Source organism: Kitasatospora sp. NPDC001603, assembly GCF_040298365.1.
In the GTDB taxonomy this organism is placed as follows: domain Bacteria; phylum Actinomycetota; class Actinomycetes; order Streptomycetales; family Streptomycetaceae; genus Kitasatospora.
In genome coordinates this window covers 41631-58942 of sequence record NZ_JBEPAA010000030.1, presented here as the reverse complement: position 1 = coordinate 58942, position 17312 = coordinate 41631, and the positions used below count along the sequence as shown (strand labels likewise).

Below are 17312 nucleotides of genomic sequence, written 5' to 3'. Positions count from 1 at the left end.
TGCGCGTCTCGGTGGCCGGTCAGCCGATCACGGCCTGCGCGTCGATCTCGACCAGCATCGGCTCCTGTGGCAGCTCGACGAAGATCGTGGTGCGGCAGGGCTTCACGCCGCCCGGCGCGATGTTCTCCTCGATGAACGCGGCGTAGACCTCGTTCATCAGCGGGAAGTCGGCCCGCTTGGTCAGGTAGACGCGGAACATCACCACGTCCTCGATGGTGGCGCCGCCGGCCTCCACGATCGCCTTGACGTTCTCCAGCGTGCGGCGGGTCTGTGCCTTCACGTCGCCGTGGTGCAGGTACTCGCCGGTGGCCGGGTCCTGCGGGCCCTGGCCGGAGACCTGGAGGATGGGGCCCTTGCGGACGCCCTGGGAGAACATCCAGGCCGGGGCGGGGGCGCCGTCGGTGCGGATCTCGGTCTTGTCGCTCTGGTCGCTCATGGGCTTCCTCGGTTGGTGGTGGCGGGTCGGCAGGTCCGGGGCCGGCGGGGCCGGCGGGGCCGGCCGGTTCGGCGGGTCAGCCGGTCTGGGGAGCCTGGGGGTTCTGCCCGCAGTCGGCGGAGACGGCGCGGGCGGTGGCGAGCAGCTGGGGCAGCAGCTCCAGCACCTGTTCGTAGGGGAGGACGACGTCGGGGACGGAGATCGAGGCGGCGGCGACGACGCGTCCGCTGGCGTCCCGGATCGGCGCCGCCACGCAGTTGATGAAGGCCTCGTGCTCGGCGTGGTCCTGCGCCCAGCCCTGGACCGCGACCTTCTCCAGCTCGGCGAGCAGCGCCTCGGGAGTGGTCAGGGTGCGGGCGGTGTGCGGGGTGAAGTCGATGCCGGCCACCACCCGGCGCCGCTCGGGCACCGGCAGGTCGGCGAGCAGCACCTTGGAGACGGCGGCGCTGTGCAGGGCCGCCCGCAGGCCGATCCGCGAGTACATCCTGACCGGGTGGCGCGAGTCGTACTTGTCGATGTAGACGACCTCCCCGCCCTCGTACGCGGCCAGGTGCACGGTCTGGCCGGTGGCGGCGTTCAGCTCGGCCAGGTGCGGCGCGGCGATCCGGCGGACGCCGCGCTGCTCCAGGGCGAGGCCGGAGAGGGCGAAGAGGCCGGCGCCGAGGTGGTAGCGGTAGGCCGGGTCGCGGTAGACGAATCGTTCCTCTTCGAGGCTCTGGAGCAGCCGCAGCACCGTGGTCTTGTGCACGCCGAGCACCTCGGCGAGCTGGTCCAGCGAGCGCTCGCCCTCGCCGAGCTCGGCGAGGATGCGCAGGGCGCGGGTGACGGTCTGGCTCATCGTGCTCCAAGGGCCGGGGAGGCGGCCGGTCGAGGGTCGGTGACACCGCCCCCGGTCACCGGCGCCGCCGTCGCGGACGGGACCGGCCGGGGCGGCGCCGCCGCGGGCAGTACGGGGGACACGATGCCATCCGCGGAGACCCGGGTGGCGGCCCACTCCCGGGGGGAGGCGTTCAGCAGTGCGGCGACCACCGGCTCGGGCGGCAGTTCGGCCTGGTCCCCGTGGGCGGTCAGTGCGCAGGCGGCGCTGAGGTGGCCGAGCCGCAGCCGGCGGCGCTGGTCCAGGCCGCGGACGGTGGCCGCGAGGTAGCCGGCCGCGAAGGCGTCGCCCGCGCCGGTGGCCTCGACCACCTCGACGGCGAGGGCCGGTTCGGTGACGGCCGCGCCGTCCCGCTCCAGCGCGGTGACCGTCCGGGCGGCGTCCTTGACCACCACGGTGGCGGGGGAGGGGAACCGGCGGCGCAGCGCCAGCGGGTCGCCGGTGCCGAAGGCGGCCTCGCCCTCGTCGGCGCCGAGCAGCAGCAGATCGGCCGCGTCCAGCAGCGGGGGCAGGACGGCCGGGTCGCGGTCCAGCCAGAGCGCGGGGCGCCAGTTCAGGTCGAAGCTGGTCAGCCGGCCGGGGCGGCGGTCGGCGAGCAGGGCGCGCAGCAGGGCCAGGCAGTCGTCGGACAGGGCCGCGGTGATGCCGGACAGGTGCAGCAGCCGGGCACCGGCGAGCAGGCGGACGGCGGCCGGGTCGTCCAACAGGGCGGGCGAGAGCGCGGCGGCGGCCGAGCCGCGCCGGTGGTAGTGCAGCCGGCTGCGCCCGGGACCGAGGTCGTGCCGGGCACCGGTGGAGCCGCCGACCTCCTTGAGGTAGAGGCCGGTCGGGCGGTGCGGGTCGACGGCGACCGCCGAGACGTCCACCCCGCGGGCGGCGACCTCACCGACCAGGCGGCGGCCGAAGCCGTCGTCGCCCACCCGGCTGATCCAGGCGCTCGACACGCCGAGCGCCGCCAGGGCGCCCGCCACGTTGGACTCGGCGCCGCCGACCGAGAGGTGGAAGTTCTCCACCGCCTCCAGCGGGCCCGGCCGGTCCGGCAGCAGGACAGCCATCGACTCGCCCACGCAGACCGCCGTCGGGGTCCCGGGCGTCGGGCGCGTCGCCGCTCCGCCGTGGGCCACCGGGCCGTCGTGCGCCGAAGGTCCGCCCGGTGCCGCCGCCGGGCCCGGCTCCGCCCGGCCGGCCGCCGTCGGGCTGTCGAGCGGCGGGGTGCCCGAGCTCACGGCGGCGTCCTGTCGGGGCATCTGGTGGGCTCCTCGTGTGCTGCGGCTGACCGTTTCCGTTGACCTTCGTCCGGCGCCGATGCTAGAACCGTGATGCCAGCATGTGCAACCCTCGTTGCACATGTTGCAACACGTAAGGAGAACACGGTGGACCAGACCTTCGTAAGCAGCGGCACCGGACCGGGCATCGACACCGGCGCGGTCGCGGCCCTCGCCGACGAGGTGCTCGACTGGCGCTTCAAGGCGCTGCCGCCCGCCGCGTGGGGGTCGACCGTGCGGGACTACCTCGCCACCGGGCCCACCCTCGCCGGCTTCGGCACCCCGCTGCTCACCCTGGACGCCGCCGCGCTCGACCACAATGTGCGGACGATGGCCGACTGGTGCGCCAAGGCGGGCGTCGCCCTCGCCCCGCACGGCAAGACCACGATGGCGCCCGCGCTCTGGCAGGCCCAGCTGGACGCCGGCAGCCACGGCATCACCCTGGCCAACCTCCCGCAGGTCCGGGTGGCGCGGGCGTTCGGCGTCCGGCGGATCCTGCTCGCCAACACCCTGCTCGACCCGGCCGGGCTCGGCTGGCTCGCCGGTGAGCTGGCCGCCGACCCGTCGTTCGCCTTCGTCTCCTGGGTGGACTCCACCGAGAGCGTCCGGCTGATGGACGAGGCGCTGCGCGCGGCCGGCGCCGAACGACCGGTCGAGGTCCTGGTCGAGCTCGGCGGCCCCGGCGGGCGGACCGGCGCCCGCGGGGTCGACGCGGCCGTCGAGGTCGCCGCCGCGGTGCTGCGCGCGCCGACGCTGCGACTGGCGGGGATCGGCGGCTACGAGGGCGCACTGGCCCACGACGCCGGCGCCGACGGCCTGGCCACCGTCCGCGGCTACCTGCGCGCCCTCGCCGACCTGCACGGACGGCTGGCCGGCGGTTACGCCGACGGTGCCCCGCCGATCGTCACGGCCGGTGGCAGCGCCTACTTCGACCTGGTGGTCGAAGAGCTGGCCGCACTGCCGGAGGCCTCGGTGGTCCTGCGCTCGGGCGCCTACATCGCCCACGACGACGGCTTCTACCGGGGGATCTCCCCGCTGGCCCGGGGGGCCGGTCCGACGCCCTTCCGGGGCGCTCTGCACGGCTGGGCCCGGGTGGTCTCCCGGCCGGAGCCGCAACTGGCCCTGCTCGACGCGGGCAAGCGCGACCTGCCCTTCGACGAGGGCCTGCCGGAGCCCCAACTCGTCCGGGGCGGCCCGGTGCTGACCGGCACGGCGGCCCGGATCACCGCGCTCAACGACCAGCACGCCTTCCTGCGGGACGCCGGCGACCTCGCGCCGGTCGGCGCGGTTCTGCGGCTCGGGGTGTCCCACCCTTGCACCGCCTTCGACAAGTGGACGATGATCCCGGTGCTGGACGACGCCTCCGCGGCCGACCCCAAGGTCACCGGCCTGATCAGGACGTACTTCTGATGGAGCCTCAGTCTCCGGTCGACGACCTCGTCTTCAAGGGGGCCACCGTCGTCGACGGCACCGGCGCCGACCGGTACCGGGCCGACGTGCGGATCGGGCAGGGGCGGATCACCGAGCTCGGGCACGGGCTCGGCGGCGCCCGCGAAGTGGACGCCGACGGCCTGGTACTGGCCCCCGGCTTCATCGACATGCACGCCCACTCCGACCTGGCCCTGCTGCTCGAACCCGACCACCCGGCCAAGGTCACCCAGGGCGTCACCTGCGAAGTCCTCGGCCAGGACGGCCTCTCCTACGCCCCGGTCGACGACGGCACGCTGCCCGCGCTGCGCCGCCAGATCGCCGGGTGGAACGGCGATCCGGAGGGCTTCGACTGGGACTGGCGCACCGTCGGCGAGTACCTGGACCGGCTGGACCGGACCGGGCCGGCCGTCAACGCCTGCTACCTCGTCCCGCACGGCTCGCTGCGGATGCTGGCCATGGGGTGGGAGAACCGGGCTCCGAGCGCCCGGGAGCTCGACCGGATGCGCGAACTGCTGGCCCAGGGCCTGGCCGAAGGCGCCGTCGGCCTCTCCAGCGGCCTGACCTACACGCCCGGGATGTACGCCGACACCGCCGAACTGGTCGCCCTCTGCCGGGTCGTCGCCGAGTGCGGCGGATTCCACGCACCGCACCAACGTTCCTACGGAGCAGGGGCGTTGGAGGGCTACGCCGAGATGGTGGAGATCGCCCGCCGGTCCGGCTGCCCGCTGCACCTGACTCACGCCACGATGAACTTCGGCGTCAACCAGGGGCGGGCGGGCGAACTGCTCGACCTCGTCGACCGGGCGCTCGCCGACGGCATCGACCTCACCCTGGACAGCTACCCCTACCTGCCCGGCTCCACCACACTGGCCGCCCTGCTGCCCGGCTGGGCCACCGAGGGCGGCCCGCAGGCCACCCTGGCCCGGCTCGGTGAGGCGGACGCGTGCGAGCGGATCCGGTACGAGGTGGAGGTGAAGGGCAGCGACGGCTGCCACGGGGTGGTCACCGACTGGGCGACCATCCAGCTCTCCGGCGTCCGGAACCAGGAGCTGGCGGGGGCCGTCGGCCGGACCGTCGCCGAGCTGGCCGCCGAGCAGGGCCGCAGCGGGACGGAGGTCTTCCTCGACCTGCTGCGCCGGGACGAGCTGGCCACCACCATCCTCCAGCACGTCGGCCACGAGGAGAACGTCCGGGCGATCATGCGGCATCGCGCGCACACCGCCGGCAGCGACGGCCTGTTGGTCGGGGCCCGGCCGCACCCGCGGGCCTGGGGTACCTTCCCCCGCTACCTCGCTCACTACAGCAGGGAGTTGGGCGTTCTGACCCTGGAGCAGGCGATCGCCCGGATGACCGGCCGGCCCGCCGCCCGGCTGCGGCTGGACCGGCGCGGCCGGATCGCCCCCGGATTCCACGCCGACCTGGTGCTCCTCGACCCCGAACGCGTCCAGGACACCGCCACCTTCGAACAGCCCCGGCGGCCCGCCGCCGGGATCGAGCACGTCTACGTCAACGGCACCGCCGTCGTCCAGCAGGGCCGCACCACGGGCGCCCGGCCCGGGCGCGCCCTGCGCCGAACCGATCGAGGAACCCGAGCCGCATGAGCCCTTCGCCCTTCGTCTCCGATGCCGTTTCCGTGACGGCTGCCGCGGCCGCTTCCGTTCCCGCGGCCGCTTCCGTCCTCGCGGCCGCGCGTGCCGCGCTGGCCGCCGATCCGGTGATCGCCGTCGTCCGTGCCCCCCGGATACCCGACGCCGCCGCGCTCTGCGCCGCGCTCGCCGAGGGCGGCATCACCTGGACCGAATTCACCTACACCACACCCGGTGTGACGGATCATCTGCTCAGTGCGGCGCAGGCCGGCCACCGGGTCGGGGTCGGTACGGTGCTGACCGCCGAGCAGGCCGAGCGCGGCATCGCCGCCGGCGCGTCCTTCCTGGTCACGCCCGGCTGCCGGCCCGAGGTGGCCCGGGTCGGGCACGCCGCCGGGGTACCGGTCGTGCTGGGCGCGCTCACCCCCACCGAGGTCGCGCAGGCCGTCGACCTCGGCGCCGCGGCCGTCAAGATCTTCCCGGCCCGGACCTTCGGGCCCGGCTACTTCAAGGACCTCCGCGGTCCCTACCCGGACGTCCCGCTGGTCGCCTCCGGCGGCGTCAACGCGGGCAACGCGGCGGAGTTCCTGGCACAGGGCGCGCTCGCGGTCTGCGCGGGGACGGACGTGGTGGCGCCGGAGGCCGTCGCGGCCGGGGACTGGGCCGAGATCGCCCGGCGGGCGCGGGTGTTCACCCGGGCCTGCGCCGTGGGAGGCCGGTAGGCGCGGCGGGGCCGGGTCGCCGGGGAAGGCCCGGGCCCCGGGGGAGCGGTGCCGGAGGGGGGCTGTCGGGACGGCCGGGATTGGACGAGAATCGGTGGTTCCGGACCCCGGCACCCGGTAGGAGGATCCACCCCATGACCTCGACCCGCCCCGGCCCCGACTGGCTGGCCGACGCCGTCCTGTACCAGATCTACCCGCAGACCTTCGCCGACTCCGACGGCGACGGCATCGGGGACTTCGGGGGCATCGCCGCCCGCCTGGACCACCTGGCCTGGCTCGGGGTCGACACGGTCTGGCTGAACCCGTGCTTCGCCTCGCCGTTCCGGGACGCCGGGTACGACGTGAGCGACTACCTCACGCCCGCGCCCCGGTACGGCTCCACCGAGGACCTGGCCGCGCTGGTCGAGGCGGCGCGCGGCCGGGGCATCCGGATCCTGCTCGACCTGGTCGCCGGTCACACCTCCGACCGGCACCCCTGGTTCCTGGCCGCCGCCGAGGACCGGGACGACGACCGCTACATCTGGTCGGACCGGCCGGTCGACGGATTCGTCGCCTCGCCCGGCAGCCGCCCCGGCTGGTACCGGCCGAACTTCTTCGACTGCCAGCCGGCGCTCAACTTCGGCTACGCGCAGAGCCGTTCCGACCAGCCCTGGCGACAGCCGGTGGACGCCGACGGTCCGCGCGCGAACCGCGCCGCGCTGCGCGGGATCATGGCGCACTGGCTGGACCTCGGCCTGGCCGGGTTCCGCGTCGACATGGCCTCCTCGCTGGTCAAGGACGACCCCGGGTTCGTCGAGACCTCCAAGCTCTGGACCGAGCTGCGCGACTGGCTCGACCGCGCCCACCCGCAGGCCGCGCTGCTCGCCGAGTGGGGCGACCCGGCCGCCGCCGTCGGGGCCGGTTTCCACGCCGACTTCTTCCTCCAGTTCGGCGGCGCCGACCACGGCCTGCCGCTCCGCTCGCTGTGGAACAACGGCACCGGCACGGTCGAGGAGTACTGGAAGCAGGGCCCCTGCTACTTCGAGGCCGAGGGCCGCGGCACCCCGCGGGTCTTCCTCGACGCATGGCGCAGCGCCGCCCAACTCACCGAGGGCGCCGGGTACATCGCGCTGCCCACCGCGAACCACGACTTCTCCCGGCTCGCCACCGGCCCGCGGACCGCCGAACAGCTCGCCCCCGCCTTCGCCTTCCAGCTCACCTGGCCCACCCTGCCGGCGGTCTACTACGGCGACGAGATCGGCATGCGCTATCTTCCCGGCCTGCCCGACGTGGAGGGCAGCACGCTCGGTCCGCGGTACAACCGGGCCGGCTCGCGCACGCCGATGCAGTGGGAGCCCGGGGCGAACGCGGGCTTCTCCACCGCTCCCGCCGAGCGCCTCTACCTGCCGGTCGACCCCGATCCGCACCGCCCGGACGTGGCCACGCAGCGGGCCGACCCGACCTCGCTGCTGCACACCGTCCGGCGCCTGATCGCGCTTCGGCGGGCCCATCCGGGCCTGGGGGCGGGCGGTGCGGTCGAGGTCCGCGGCGACGGCTACCCGCTGGTGTACATCCGGGCGGGGCGGTACCTGGTGGTGGTCAATCCGCGGCGGGAGCCGGGCGTGGTGCCGCTCGGGTCGGCGCTGCCGGGCGGCCCGGGCGGTGCGGCCCGGTCGGGTGGCGCGGCTGGTCCGGTCGCGGTGCGGCCGCTGGACGTGCAGGGGGTGCGGGTGGTCGACCGAGAGCTGCGGGCGGACGGGTTCTCGTACGGGGTGTTCGAGATGGTCTGAGCCGGGCGGGCCGCGCGGGGGTGGGTCCGGGCTTTCGCTCGCCCCCGAAATGGTTGTACACTGCATCCAGATGGTTGTATTTACCATCTTCTATGTCCGGCAACGGAGGATGAGACGAACGCCATGAGTGCACCCCAGACCACCGCCGCGGCGCCCACCCCGGGGCACGCGCTCAAGCACCTCGCCGTCCACCTGCTCACCCCGCTGCTGATGTGCCTGGGCATGGCGCTCGCCTACCAGGGGGCGTTCCACCAGCCCGAGCCGCACCACCTGAAGGTCGCCGTCGTCGGCACCTCCCCGCAGGCGCAGGGCCTGGCGGACGCCGTCCGGGCCAAGGCCGGCCCGGCGCTCGACGTCAGCACCCCGGCGACCAGGGACGCCGCCGAGCAGCAGCTGCGTGACCGCGACCTGGTCGGCGCGTTCCTCCCGGACGCCCGGAGCCCCGAACTGATCGTCGCCAAGGGCGGGTCCGACACCTCCGCGATGGCGGCGGAGGCGGTGTTCCGGAACGTCACCGACCAGCAGGGCGTGCCGCTGGCCGTCACCGACCTCGCCACGCCCGGCAAGGGCGACCCGACCGGCCAGGGCCTGTTCTTCCTGCTGGTCGCGCTCAGCATCGGCTCCTACGCGAGCGTCGCGGTGATCGGCGCGGCCGGCGCCGCCCTCGGCATGCGGACCCGGGCCCTGGTCGGCCTCGCCGTCTCGCTGGCGGTGAGCGTGATCGGCATCGGCACCGCCGGGCCGGTCTTCCACGTCGTGGACCACGACGTGGCGGCCGTCTGGGCGCTCGGCTGGCTGTACTCGGCGGGTGTCCTAGCGATCGGCATCGGCCTGCACAGCTTCCTGAAGCGGTGGACCACGCTGACGATGATGGTGCTCTTCGTGATGCTGAACTTCACCACCTCGGGCGGCGTCTACCGGCCCGAGCTGCAGAACGGCTTCTTCGGTGCCCTGCACGCCTTCTGGACCGGCGCCGGATTCCTGGAGGGCGCCCGCAGCGTCCTGTACTTCGACGGCGGCGCCGGGCTCGGCGGGCACGTGCTGACCCTGGCGCTCTGGCTGGCGCTGGGCGGTGCGGTGATGGTCGGCGCGGCGGCGTACGAGAAGCGCGGCCGGTCGGCGGTCGAGGCGGAGGCGGAGGCCGAGGAGGAGATGGCGGAGGCGGTCGCGGTCTGACCGTGACGCCGGAAGGCTTCACCCGCCGCCACGGGCATCGGCGCCGGGTGGGGATCGGCGGCCCGCGCCCGGCCCCGGACAGGCCGCACGCGGGCCGCAGCGCTGCGCCTCGGGCGGGGTGGCGTGGTCAGGGGCGGCGTGGTTCGGGGTGGCGTGGTCAGCGGTGGCGTGGTTCGGGGCGGCGTGGTCCGGGCGGGCTGGTGAAGCAGCAGTCGCCGCAGACGCCGGTGCCCGGGCCGACCCGGTAGTAGAGGCAGCAACTGGTGCGCCGGAAGCCGGTGCCGCGCAGCTCCCCGGTGTCGGCCAGCGGTGGCTGGCGAAGTACCGCCGCGACGAGGGCGCGGGCCCGGCCGGGGACCGCGTGGGCGTCGAGCATGCGCAGGGCCCCCGCCAGGGCGGAGGCGGCATTGCCGTCGAGCAGTCTGCCGGAGAGCGGCACGGCGGCCCGGACGGCGGCCGCGAGCAGCGTCAACTGGCCCTGGACGAGCACGTGGTGGAGCCGGTCGGCCAGCTGCTCGTCGCTCGTGCGGGGGCCGGTCGGAGCCGGGGCGGGCGGCTGTGGGGGGTGGGGTGCGTCGTGGTGCGGCGCTCGGTGGTCCGGTGTCCCGCCGTGGGGCGTTCCGTCGTGCGGTGTCGCTTCGTGGGGTGTCGCCTCGTGCGGTGGCGCTTCGTGCGGTGGCGCTTCGTGCGGTGTCGCCTCGTGCGGTGTCCAGAGGTCGATCGGGCCCTGCTCCGGGATGCGCACGTAGGCGCGGTCGGGGTCCAGTGCGGGGACGGTGCCCAGCAGGACGGCGGCGCCGAGGCCCACCGAGCAGAACCGGGCGGCGAGCCCGAGGTGCAGGATCGAGGCCGCCACCCGGGGTTCGGCGGTGCCGAGCCGGTGGGCCACCACCCGGACCCGCTCGGCCAGCGGCGAGCGGGGCCCGTGCGCGTACAGCTCGCGCAGCGGGCGGAACCCCGGAGGGGCGGCCTCGGCGGGCGAGGCGCCGGAGTCCAGGGCGAAGTACGGTCCGACGGCGGAGAGTCGGCGGTAGTCGGGCGTGCCGGTGGTCATCGGCCGACCGCCCGGGCGACCGGCGGGCACGGGGTCGGCCGGCGGAGCCCCGGGCTGCCTGCGGGCGGGCGGTCGTCGGTCATCGGGCGGTCCTCCGGGGCAGGCCGTGGGGGCGTCGGCCCCGGGACGGTCGAGTGGCCGGTATCGGCGGTGATGAACGCTACCGCGCCACGGGCGCCCGAGTCCTGGCCCCCGAGCCGTGGTCCCGGAGTCGTGGTTCCGGAGTCGTGGCCCCCGCCGCCGGGCGCGCCGAACCTGCGGTCGCCGAACCTGCGGTCGCCCGGGCGTGCGGAACCTGCGAGGAGGGGGATGGCCTCCGGACGTCGCGTCCTCCGGCCTCATAGTTCGATCGTCGACCGAGGTACCAGCGGCAGACCCTGATCCGTCTCGATCTGTCGCCACTGCCTCCTGCGGTCGAACTCCCACAGCTCCTCGCAGGTCCACCTCCATGATGCGCCTCCCACGCCCCGGGCACCAGGGCTTTTCCCCATGAATCGGGGCAATTTACCCGGCTCCGGGGCGGGTCGGGCGCACCCGCGGCGACTTGGCGGGCACCTGGGGGCGGCTGCCGTGCGCTACCGCAGCGCGTCCTTGCGCAGGAACCGCTTCAGGCGTTGCCACGGCCAGGTGTTGATCACGTCCTCGGCGGTCAGCCAGGCCCGCTGCGCGGTGCCGACGCCGTACCTCGGGTACGCCAGCTGCGGGGTGGAGTGGGCGTCGCTGTCGATCGAGAAGCGGACCCCGTGGCGCTTCGCCCGCAGCACGTCCTCGTCGCGCAGGTCGAGGCGGTTCGGTGAGCTGTTGATCTCGATCGCGGTGCCGGTCCGGGCGGCGGCCCGGAACACGGCGTCGAGGTCGACGTCGATCGGCCCGCGCCGGCCGATCCGCCGGGTGGTGAGGTGGCCGATGACGTGCACGTGCGGGTTCTCGCAGGCGCGGATCAGCCGGCGGGTCTGGGCGGCGCGGTCGGCCCCGAAGTGCGAGTGGACGGAGGCGACGCAGACGTCGAAACCGGCCAGGAACTCGGCGGGCCAGTCCACGCCGCCGTCCGGGCCGATGTTCAGCTCGGTGCCGTGCAGCAGCCGCATCCGCCGGTGCCGGCCCGCCAGTTCGCGCAGTCGCTCGCGCTGGGCGAGCATCTTCTCGTCCGTCATCCGCTGCATCACCAGGTCCGGCGCGTGGTCGGTGACGGCGTAGTACGCGTAACCGCGGGCGGCCGCCGTGTCGATCATCTCCTCCAGGCTCGCCAGCCCGTCGGTGAGATCGGTGTGGGTGTGCAGGTCGCCGCGCAGGTCCGCCTCGGTGACCAGCACCGGGAGTTCGCCCTCCAGGGCGGCCTCGATCTCGCCGCGGTCCTCGCGCATCGGCGGCGCGATCCAGGGCAGTCCGAGCGCCGCGTAGACCTCCTCCTCGGTCGCCGAGACCACCTTGTCGCCGCTCTCCGCGTCGAACAGGCCGTACTCGGAGAGCTTGAGCCCGGCCCGGACGGCCATCGTGCGGAGCCTGATGTTGTGCGCCTTGGAGCCGGTGAAGTACACCAGCGCCGCTCCCCAGTCCTCCTCCGGCACCACCCGCAGGTCGACCTGGAGCCCCTTGGCGGTGCGGACCGAGGTCTTGGTCGGCCCGCGGGCGATCACCTCGGCCACCGAGGGGAGTCCGGCGAGCGCGGCCATCAGCGGCGCGGAGTCCTCGGCGGTGGCGAGCACGTCGATGTCGCCGACCGTCTCGCGCATCCGGCGCAGCGAACCCGCGTACGCGCAGCGGGTGCAGCCCGGGACGGCCGCGATCGCGGCGACGATCTGCTCGGCCTGTTCGGTGGCCGCGTCGAGCAGCGTCCGCCCGCCGGCCTGCCGCATCAGCTCGATGCCGCGCAGGATCTGCTCGCCGCTGCGCTCGCCGAACCCGGCCACGGTGCTCAGCCGGTCCGCGCGGATGGCCTCGGCGAGCTGGTCGACGGAGGCGATGTCGAGGTCGCGGTAGAGGGCGAGCGCGCGTTTGGGCCCGACACCGGGAACGGCCGTCATGGCGCGGACCCCGGCCGGGATGGCCGCGCGCAGCGTCTCCAGCGCGTCCATCCGGCCGGTGGCGAGGTACTGGGCGATCTTGTCGGCGGTGGACTTCCCGACGCCGGGGATCTTCTGGAGGCCCTTGGCGTCCAGCCCGGCGATGTCCTCCGGGTGGCCGCCCACCGCACGGGCGGCCTTCTCGTAGGCGCGGGCCCGGAAGGCGTCCCCGCCGGTGATCGAGATCAGGTCGGCGTACTCCTGGAGCAGCTCCTGGACCTGGTCGTTGAGCCGGGTCATGGGGTCAGTCTAGGTTCGGCGGCCGGATCGGGCAGGGGGTGCGGCTCGGTGGCCTCGGGGCGTGCGGGCGCACGTCGGGGCGTGCGAGCCGGGCCGGCGCGCTCGGGCGGCGCCCTGCGGGCGGTGGCGACCGGACCCCCGTCGGTCGACGGGTTCGTTCCCGGTCGGTCGGCGGGGTACTGTGCCCGGTTCGTGCCCGGGAGCCGGATTGTCACCCGTGCGGCCCGGGCGCAGGCTTGGCGGAGGACCCGGAGCGCGGCCGACTCCGGTCCGCCGTTCGGCCGGCGGCGACGATCGGTGAGGTACGAGGGGCAGGGCGATGGCACGCGGAAAGCTCTGGGGCTATGTCGCGTCGGGCGCCCGGGCGTTCGGCGGGTTCGGTGCGTTCGGCGCCGCCGCCGGGGGCGGCCGGGGCGGTGGTCCGGGCGCGGGCGAGGACGGTACCGGGGAGAAGGCGGGGTTCGGACCCGCGGACGGCTTCGGGCGGCCCCCGGCCGGGGTGATGGCCGGGCCCCGCGAACTCAGCCGCCCGGAGCTGGAGCGGGTGCGGTGGACGGACCGGGCGGAGGGGTGCGGTCCGCGGGCGCCGCACGTCCAGGTGGCCGACGTGGTCCAGCGGGTCCTGCGCGGGGGCGGCCGCGCGGGGCAGGTGGCGGTCCGAATACCGGCCGGCCTGCCGGTGGTGGTCGCGGACGCCCGGCGGCTGGAGTCGGCGCTGGCGGGGTTGGTCGATCACGCGATCAGGCGCAGCCCGTGGGGGGCCAGGGTGCTGGTGCGCGCCGATGTGGTGGACGCCGGTGCCGTGGACCCCGGCGTGCGGGACTTCGGTCTGCGGGACGCCCCGCGGGCGCGGGCGGTGGCCGGGGGTGCGGCGGGGCTCGCGGGCGCGGCGGGTGCCGGCGCCGGCCGGGCCCGGGTGGAGCTCAGGGTGGTGGACCGCGGGCAGAGCGAGCTGCCGGAGGCCCGGCAGTGGCTGCTCGCCGGCCTGCGCTCCGCCGGTGCGGCCGGCCCGGCGGTGGACGGCCTGGTCCGTGCGGCGGGCGGGCGGCTGGCGGTGGAGCAGACTCCGGGCGGCGGCCTCACCGTGGTGCTGGTCCTGTCGGTCGCCCGCGAGTGAGGCGGGGCGCCGCGGACGTGCCGTGACGGTCGGGCGGGGGTGCCGGAAAGTCGTCCGGGAGGACCGCAAAGACTTCTTCGCAAAAACCCTTTGCGAAGAAGTCTTTGCGGTCCTAGGCTGCTGCCATGACCGAAGAGAAGCGGTGGCCGCACAGTCCCGACCCGCAGCGGGACGTCGTGCTCGATGCCAAGGGCCTGCGGGCGCTGGCCCATCCTGTCCGCGTGCAGCTGATCGGGCTGCTGCGCCGCGGCGGGCCGTCCACCGCGACCAGGCTGGCCGAGCAGATGGGGTTGACGTCGGGCGCGACGAGCTACCACCTGCGGCAGCTGGCGGCGGCGGGGTTCGTCGAGGAGGACTCCGAGCGCGGCAACGCCCGCGAGCGGTGGTGGCGGGCGGTCCACCAGCTCACCGTGTGGTCGGACATGGAGCTGGCGGACGAGGAGCCGGAGGCGGCCCTCGGCTACCTGCGGTCCATCGTCGCCGCGCACACGCTGCTCGCCCAGCGCGCGCTGAACGGGTACGAGACCATGCCGCGGGCCTGGCGCCACATCCTCAACCTCAGCGACATGGCGGTCCTGCTCACTCCCGAGGAGGCCCGCGCCATGACGGAGGAGCTGGCCGCCGTCGTCGGCCGCTACCGGCAGTTCGACGCGGCGGACGCCCCGGCCGGCGCCGAGCGGATCGGGGTGGTCCTCCAGGTGCTGCCCGAGCCCCGAGGGGGCGCCGACCAGGACGACGCCGGACAGGACGGCGCCGATCAGGGCGGCGTCGATCAGGGCGGGGCCGGGCGCGGCGGCGGGGAGACGGCGCCGGCGGCGGGCGGGCCCGGGGGTTCGGTCGAGGACTCCGGGGGGCGGCCATGACCGGGTCCACCGCCGTCGGGGCGGTCGCCGCCCCGCGCAGCCTCCGGCCCCTGGTCGGCGTGCTGTCGGCGATGGCCGTCTCGCTCACCGGTACCCGGGTCTCGGCCATCGCCCTGCCCTGGTTCGTCCTCGCCACCACCGGCAGCGCCACCATGACCGGCGTGGTGGCCTTCGTCGAGATGACGCCGTACGTGCTGGTCAAGGCGTTCACGGGCCCGGTGATCGACCGGCTGGGCCCGCGCGTCGTCTCCTGGACGACGGACACGGTGAGTGCCGTCGCGGCAGCCTTGGTGCCGTTGCTGCACGGGCTTGGCCTGCTGCCGTTCTGGCTGCTGCTGGTCCTGGTCGCGACGGTCGGCGCGGTGCGCGGCCCGGGGGACTTGGCCAAGGAGGTGATGGTCCCCGAGGCGGCCGACCACGCCCGGGTGCCGCTGGAGCGCGCCACCGGGCTGTCCGGGGTCACCGAGCGGCTGGCCTCGACGATCGGCCCGGCGGTGGGCGGCGGGCTGGTGGCGCTGCTCGGTCCGATGGCCGGGCTGACGCTGAACGCGGTCGCCTTCGGGCTGGGTGCGCTGGTCGTGCTGGTGGTGCTGCCCCGGGGGATGGGCCGGGGTGCCATCGTCCCGGCCACCACGAAGTCCGCGCAGTCCGTCGATTCCGCCGATTCCGTCGAGTCCGCGCAGTCCGCGCGGGCCGCCGAGTCCGCCCAGCCGACGCGGGCCGACGAGCCGGCCGGCTACTGGCAGATGTTCCGGGAGGGCTTCACCTTCCTGCGCGGCGAGCCGCTGCTGCTCACCGTGATCGTCATGATCGCGGTGACCAACCTGCTGGACGCGGGCTTCATGACCGTCCTGGTGCCGCTCTGGGCGCAGCAGTCCGGGGGTGGCCCCGCGGCCATCGGGCTGACCGGCAGCGCCTGGGGGATCGCGGCGGTGACGGGGAGCCTGATAGCGGCGGCCGTCGCCCATCGGCTTCCGCGCCGGGTGGTGTTCTTCGCGGGCTTCCTGCTCTGCGGAGCACCGAGGTTCCTGGTCCTCGCCCTGGACGCGCCGATCGGTGTGGTGCTGGCGGTCTTCGCGGTGGGCGGCTTCGGTTCCGGCTTCCTCAACCCGATCCTCGGTGCGGTGACGTTCGAGCGGGTGCCGCGCCACCTGCTGGGCCGCGTCGGAGCCCTCGGCGACTCGCTGGCCTGGGCCGGCATCCCCCTCGGCGGTCTCCTCGCCGGCGCGGCCGTCGCCCTGTCCGGCCTGATACCCGTGCTGCTGGTGGGCGGTGGGCTGTACTTCGCCACCACCTCGCTGGCGGCCCTGCGGCCCGAGTGGCGGGAGATGGACCGCCTGCGGGGTCGCGGGCCGGCGGCCGACCCCCGTGAGCCCGAACGGCCGGGGCCGCCGGTGCCGTCGCCGCCCGGCGCCGCGGAGTCGGGCGCCGGGGCGGACCGGCACCTCCTCTCGGTGGCCGGGGCCAAGGCCGACGGCTGAGTCGGTCGTGCCCTTGGTTCGCGTCACCGGCTCGTACTACCGGTTCGTGACGCCCGCTCGTGCCACCGGCTCGTGCCTCCAGCTCGTGCCTCCGGCCGGTGACGGCAGGTACCGGTCGGTCGGGGCGACGGCCCGCGGTGTGCGCCCTCCACGCTCGAAGCGCGCCCTTCGTGCTCCGTTCCGGCAGTGAACTGTCTGGGCGTCAACTGGACTGCTGACCTACCATGTTGGTGGGCGAAGGACGGGGGTGCGGGGTGGCGAACGGGGGCTCGGGGTCCGGGCGGCGGCTGGAGGGCGCGATCGCCTGGGCGCTCAGGAACTCGGACGGCGTCGTCGCCTTCTGCGGCGCGCTGACCGTCGGGTTGCTCGACATGTTCGGGGGAGTGCTCGGTGACAACGTCGTGTCGGGTGCCACGCTCCTGGTGCTCGCCGCGGTGGTCTACGGGTCGCTGGCCGAGCGCAAGCGCCGGATCGCCGACATCCGGGAGGCCACGGCCGGCGCGCGGCAGGCGCTGGACAGTCTGACCTCGGTGCGCGAGCTTGCCGGTATGGATCTCGAACGGGCCCTGGAGGGAGCCCGGCAGGACACCGACCGGTGGGTCTTCAAGGGCGGCACCGGTACCTATCTGCGGGCCGTGACCCTGCCCGAGTGCGTGCGGGAGGCGCAGCGCAGGCGCCGTTCGCTCACCGTCAAGATCGATATCGTGCACCCGGGGGACGAGCGGGCCTGTGCCGCCTATTCGCGGTTCCGCGAGACGTTCAGCAGCCGGCGGGGCTCCGTCGCGCAGGACGGCTGGAGCGTCGAGCGCACCCGCAAGGAGTCGTACGCCACCGTGCTCGCCGCCTCGTGGTACCGGCAGCGGCTCGACACCCTGGAGATCGACGTCCACCTGTCGTCCGTCGTCCCGACGCTGCGCTTCGACCTCTCCGCGTCCTGCCTGATCATCACTCAGGACGATCCGCGGCGGGTCAGCCTCTACGTCGAGCGCGGGCGTCCGCTCTACGACTACTACGTCACCGAGCTGCACCACTACCGGGAGCAGGCGCTCAAGCTCGACCTGCGGGACACCGAGCCGCTCAGCGAGGACCCCACCGTCGACGAGGCACGGCGGCTCTTCGAGCAGCTCGGCATCCCCTTGCCGGCGGCCCTCTCGGACCGCGACGTCGGCGACATCATCGACAGGGCGCTGCACGCGGAGAACCCCTACCGCAGGTAGCCGCCGGAGGCGGGA

The 17312-nt window shown here is 75.0% G+C and carries 14 protein-coding genes; 9 read left to right on the top strand and 5 right to left on the bottom strand.

Going from position 1 to position 17312, the window contains the following annotated elements; genetic code table 11:
• Positions 1–19: 19 nt before the first annotated feature.
• From ABT263_RS20110 to ABT263_RS20100, 3 genes are all read right to left on the bottom strand, one after another.
• A complete protein-coding gene (locus tag ABT263_RS20110; RefSeq protein ID WP_329490901.1) occupies positions 20–436 on the bottom strand; it encodes a RidA family protein in 417 nt (138 codons plus the stop codon).
• A 76-nt stretch (positions 437–512) separates the two neighbouring features.
• Positions 513–1274: an IclR family transcriptional regulator gene (locus tag ABT263_RS20105; RefSeq protein WP_352291778.1), complete on the bottom strand. Its 762-nt coding sequence runs from the start codon at positions 1272–1274 to the stop codon at positions 513–515.
• Positions 1271–2560 carry a sugar kinase gene (locus ABT263_RS20100; RefSeq protein ID WP_352291776.1) on the bottom strand — a complete coding sequence of 430 codons (1290 nt, stop codon included), beginning with the start codon at positions 2558–2560 and terminating at the stop codon, positions 1271–1273. The genes ABT263_RS20105 and ABT263_RS20100 overlap by 4 nt, the downstream gene beginning before the upstream one ends.
• Before the next feature lie 126 nt (positions 2561–2686).
• Between ABT263_RS20100 and ABT263_RS20095 the strand changes: the two genes are divergently transcribed.
• The 5 genes from ABT263_RS20095 to ABT263_RS20075 all read left to right on the top strand — a co-directional run bounded on the left by ABT263_RS20095 (position 2687) and on the right by ABT263_RS20075 (position 9262).
• Positions 2687–3988, top strand: a complete 1302-nt coding sequence (locus ABT263_RS20095; protein ID WP_352291774.1) for an alanine racemase — start codon at positions 2687–2689, stop codon at positions 3986–3988.
• Positions 3988–5610: an N-acyl-D-amino-acid deacylase family protein gene (locus ABT263_RS20090; RefSeq protein WP_352291773.1), complete on the top strand. Its 1623-nt coding sequence runs from the start codon at positions 3988–3990 to the stop codon at positions 5608–5610. Before ABT263_RS20095 ends, ABT263_RS20090 begins: the two co-directional genes overlap by 1 nt.
• Positions 5607–6317 carry a bifunctional 4-hydroxy-2-oxoglutarate aldolase/2-dehydro-3-deoxy-phosphogluconate aldolase gene (locus ABT263_RS20085; protein WP_352291771.1) on the top strand — a complete coding sequence of 237 codons (711 nt, stop codon included), beginning with the start codon at positions 5607–5609 and terminating at the stop codon, positions 6315–6317. Before ABT263_RS20090 ends, ABT263_RS20085 begins: the two co-directional genes overlap by 4 nt.
• A 134-nt stretch (positions 6318–6451) precedes the next feature.
• Complete coding sequence (locus ABT263_RS20080; protein WP_352291769.1) at positions 6452–8086, top strand: alpha-amylase family glycosyl hydrolase; 1635 nt, start codon at positions 6452–6454, stop codon at positions 8084–8086.
• A 123-nt stretch (positions 8087–8209) separates the two neighbouring features.
• Complete coding sequence (locus tag ABT263_RS20075) at positions 8210–9262, top strand: ABC transporter permease (RefSeq protein WP_352291767.1); 1053 nt, start codon at positions 8210–8212, stop codon at positions 9260–9262.
• 157 nt (positions 9263–9419) lie between these two features.
• Here the strand turns inward: ABT263_RS20075 and ABT263_RS20070 are convergent, their stop codons facing one another.
• Together ABT263_RS20070 and polX are read right to left on the bottom strand one after the other, a co-directional pair.
• Positions 9420–10316, bottom strand: a complete 897-nt coding sequence (locus tag ABT263_RS20070; protein ID WP_352291765.1) for a (2Fe-2S)-binding protein — start codon at positions 10314–10316, stop codon at positions 9420–9422.
• A 575-nt stretch (positions 10317–10891) separates the two neighbouring features.
• Positions 10892–12619, bottom strand: coding sequence for a DNA polymerase/3'-5' exonuclease PolX (gene polX, locus ABT263_RS20065; protein WP_352291763.1), 1728 nt, complete (start codon positions 12617–12619; stop codon positions 10892–10894).
• A 319-nt stretch (positions 12620–12938) separates the two neighbouring features.
• On the opposite strand from polX, the gene ABT263_RS20060 reads away from it, so the two are divergent.
• The 4 genes from ABT263_RS20060 (at position 12939) to ABT263_RS20045 (ending at position 17297) form a co-directional block, all read left to right on the top strand.
• Complete coding sequence (locus ABT263_RS20060; RefSeq protein ID WP_352291761.1) at positions 12939–13736, top strand: histidine kinase; 798 nt, start codon at positions 12939–12941, stop codon at positions 13734–13736.
• Between the two features lie 125 nt (positions 13737–13861).
• The gene (locus ABT263_RS20055; protein WP_352291759.1) at positions 13862–14599 is read left to right on the top strand and encodes an ArsR/SmtB family transcription factor; all 738 of its coding nucleotides are present in this window, start codon (positions 13862–13864) and stop codon (positions 14597–14599) included.
• The gene (locus tag ABT263_RS20050; RefSeq protein WP_352291757.1) at positions 14596–16080 is read left to right on the top strand and encodes an MFS transporter; all 1485 of its coding nucleotides are present in this window, start codon (positions 14596–14598) and stop codon (positions 16078–16080) included. The genes ABT263_RS20055 and ABT263_RS20050 overlap by 4 nt, the downstream gene beginning before the upstream one ends.
• 254 nt (positions 16081–16334) lie before the next feature.
• Positions 16335–17297: a hypothetical protein gene (locus ABT263_RS20045; protein WP_352291755.1), complete on the top strand. Its 963-nt coding sequence runs from the start codon at positions 16335–16337 to the stop codon at positions 17295–17297.
• The last annotated feature ends 15 nt before the right edge of the window (positions 17298–17312 follow it).

Bases quoted from the DNA above. Each gene is read 5' to 3' on its own strand.
- ABT263_RS20110 (WP_329490901.1), bottom strand. From the start codon at position 436: ATGAGCGACCAGAGCGACAAGACCGAGATCCGCACCGACGGCGCCCCC.
- ABT263_RS20105 (WP_352291778.1), bottom strand. From the start codon at position 1,274: ATGAGCCAGACCGTCACCCGCGCCCTGCGCATCCTCGCCGAGCTCGGC.
- ABT263_RS20100 (WP_352291776.1), bottom strand. From the start codon at position 2,560: ATGCCCCGACAGGACGCCGCCGTGAGCTCGGGCACCCCGCCGCTCGAC.
- ABT263_RS20090 (WP_352291773.1), top strand. From the start codon at position 3,988: ATGGAGCCTCAGTCTCCGGTCGACGACCTCGTCTTCAAGGGGGCCACC.
- ABT263_RS20085 (WP_352291771.1), top strand. From the start codon at position 5,607: ATGAGCCCTTCGCCCTTCGTCTCCGATGCCGTTTCCGTGACGGCTGCC.
- ABT263_RS20080 (WP_352291769.1), top strand. From the start codon at position 6,452: ATGACCTCGACCCGCCCCGGCCCCGACTGGCTGGCCGACGCCGTCCTG.
- ABT263_RS20075 (WP_352291767.1), top strand. From the start codon at position 8,210: ATGAGTGCACCCCAGACCACCGCCGCGGCGCCCACCCCGGGGCACGCG.
- ABT263_RS20070 (WP_352291765.1), bottom strand. From the start codon at position 10,316: ATGACCACCGGCACGCCCGACTACCGCCGACTCTCCGCCGTCGGACCG.
- polX (WP_352291763.1), bottom strand. From the start codon at position 12,619: ATGACCCGGCTCAACGACCAGGTCCAGGAGCTGCTCCAGGAGTACGCC.
- ABT263_RS20060 (WP_352291761.1), top strand. From the start codon at position 12,939: ATGGCACGCGGAAAGCTCTGGGGCTATGTCGCGTCGGGCGCCCGGGCG.
- ABT263_RS20055 (WP_352291759.1), top strand. From the start codon at position 13,862: ATGACCGAAGAGAAGCGGTGGCCGCACAGTCCCGACCCGCAGCGGGAC.
- ABT263_RS20050 (WP_352291757.1), top strand. From the start codon at position 14,596: ATGACCGGGTCCACCGCCGTCGGGGCGGTCGCCGCCCCGCGCAGCCTC.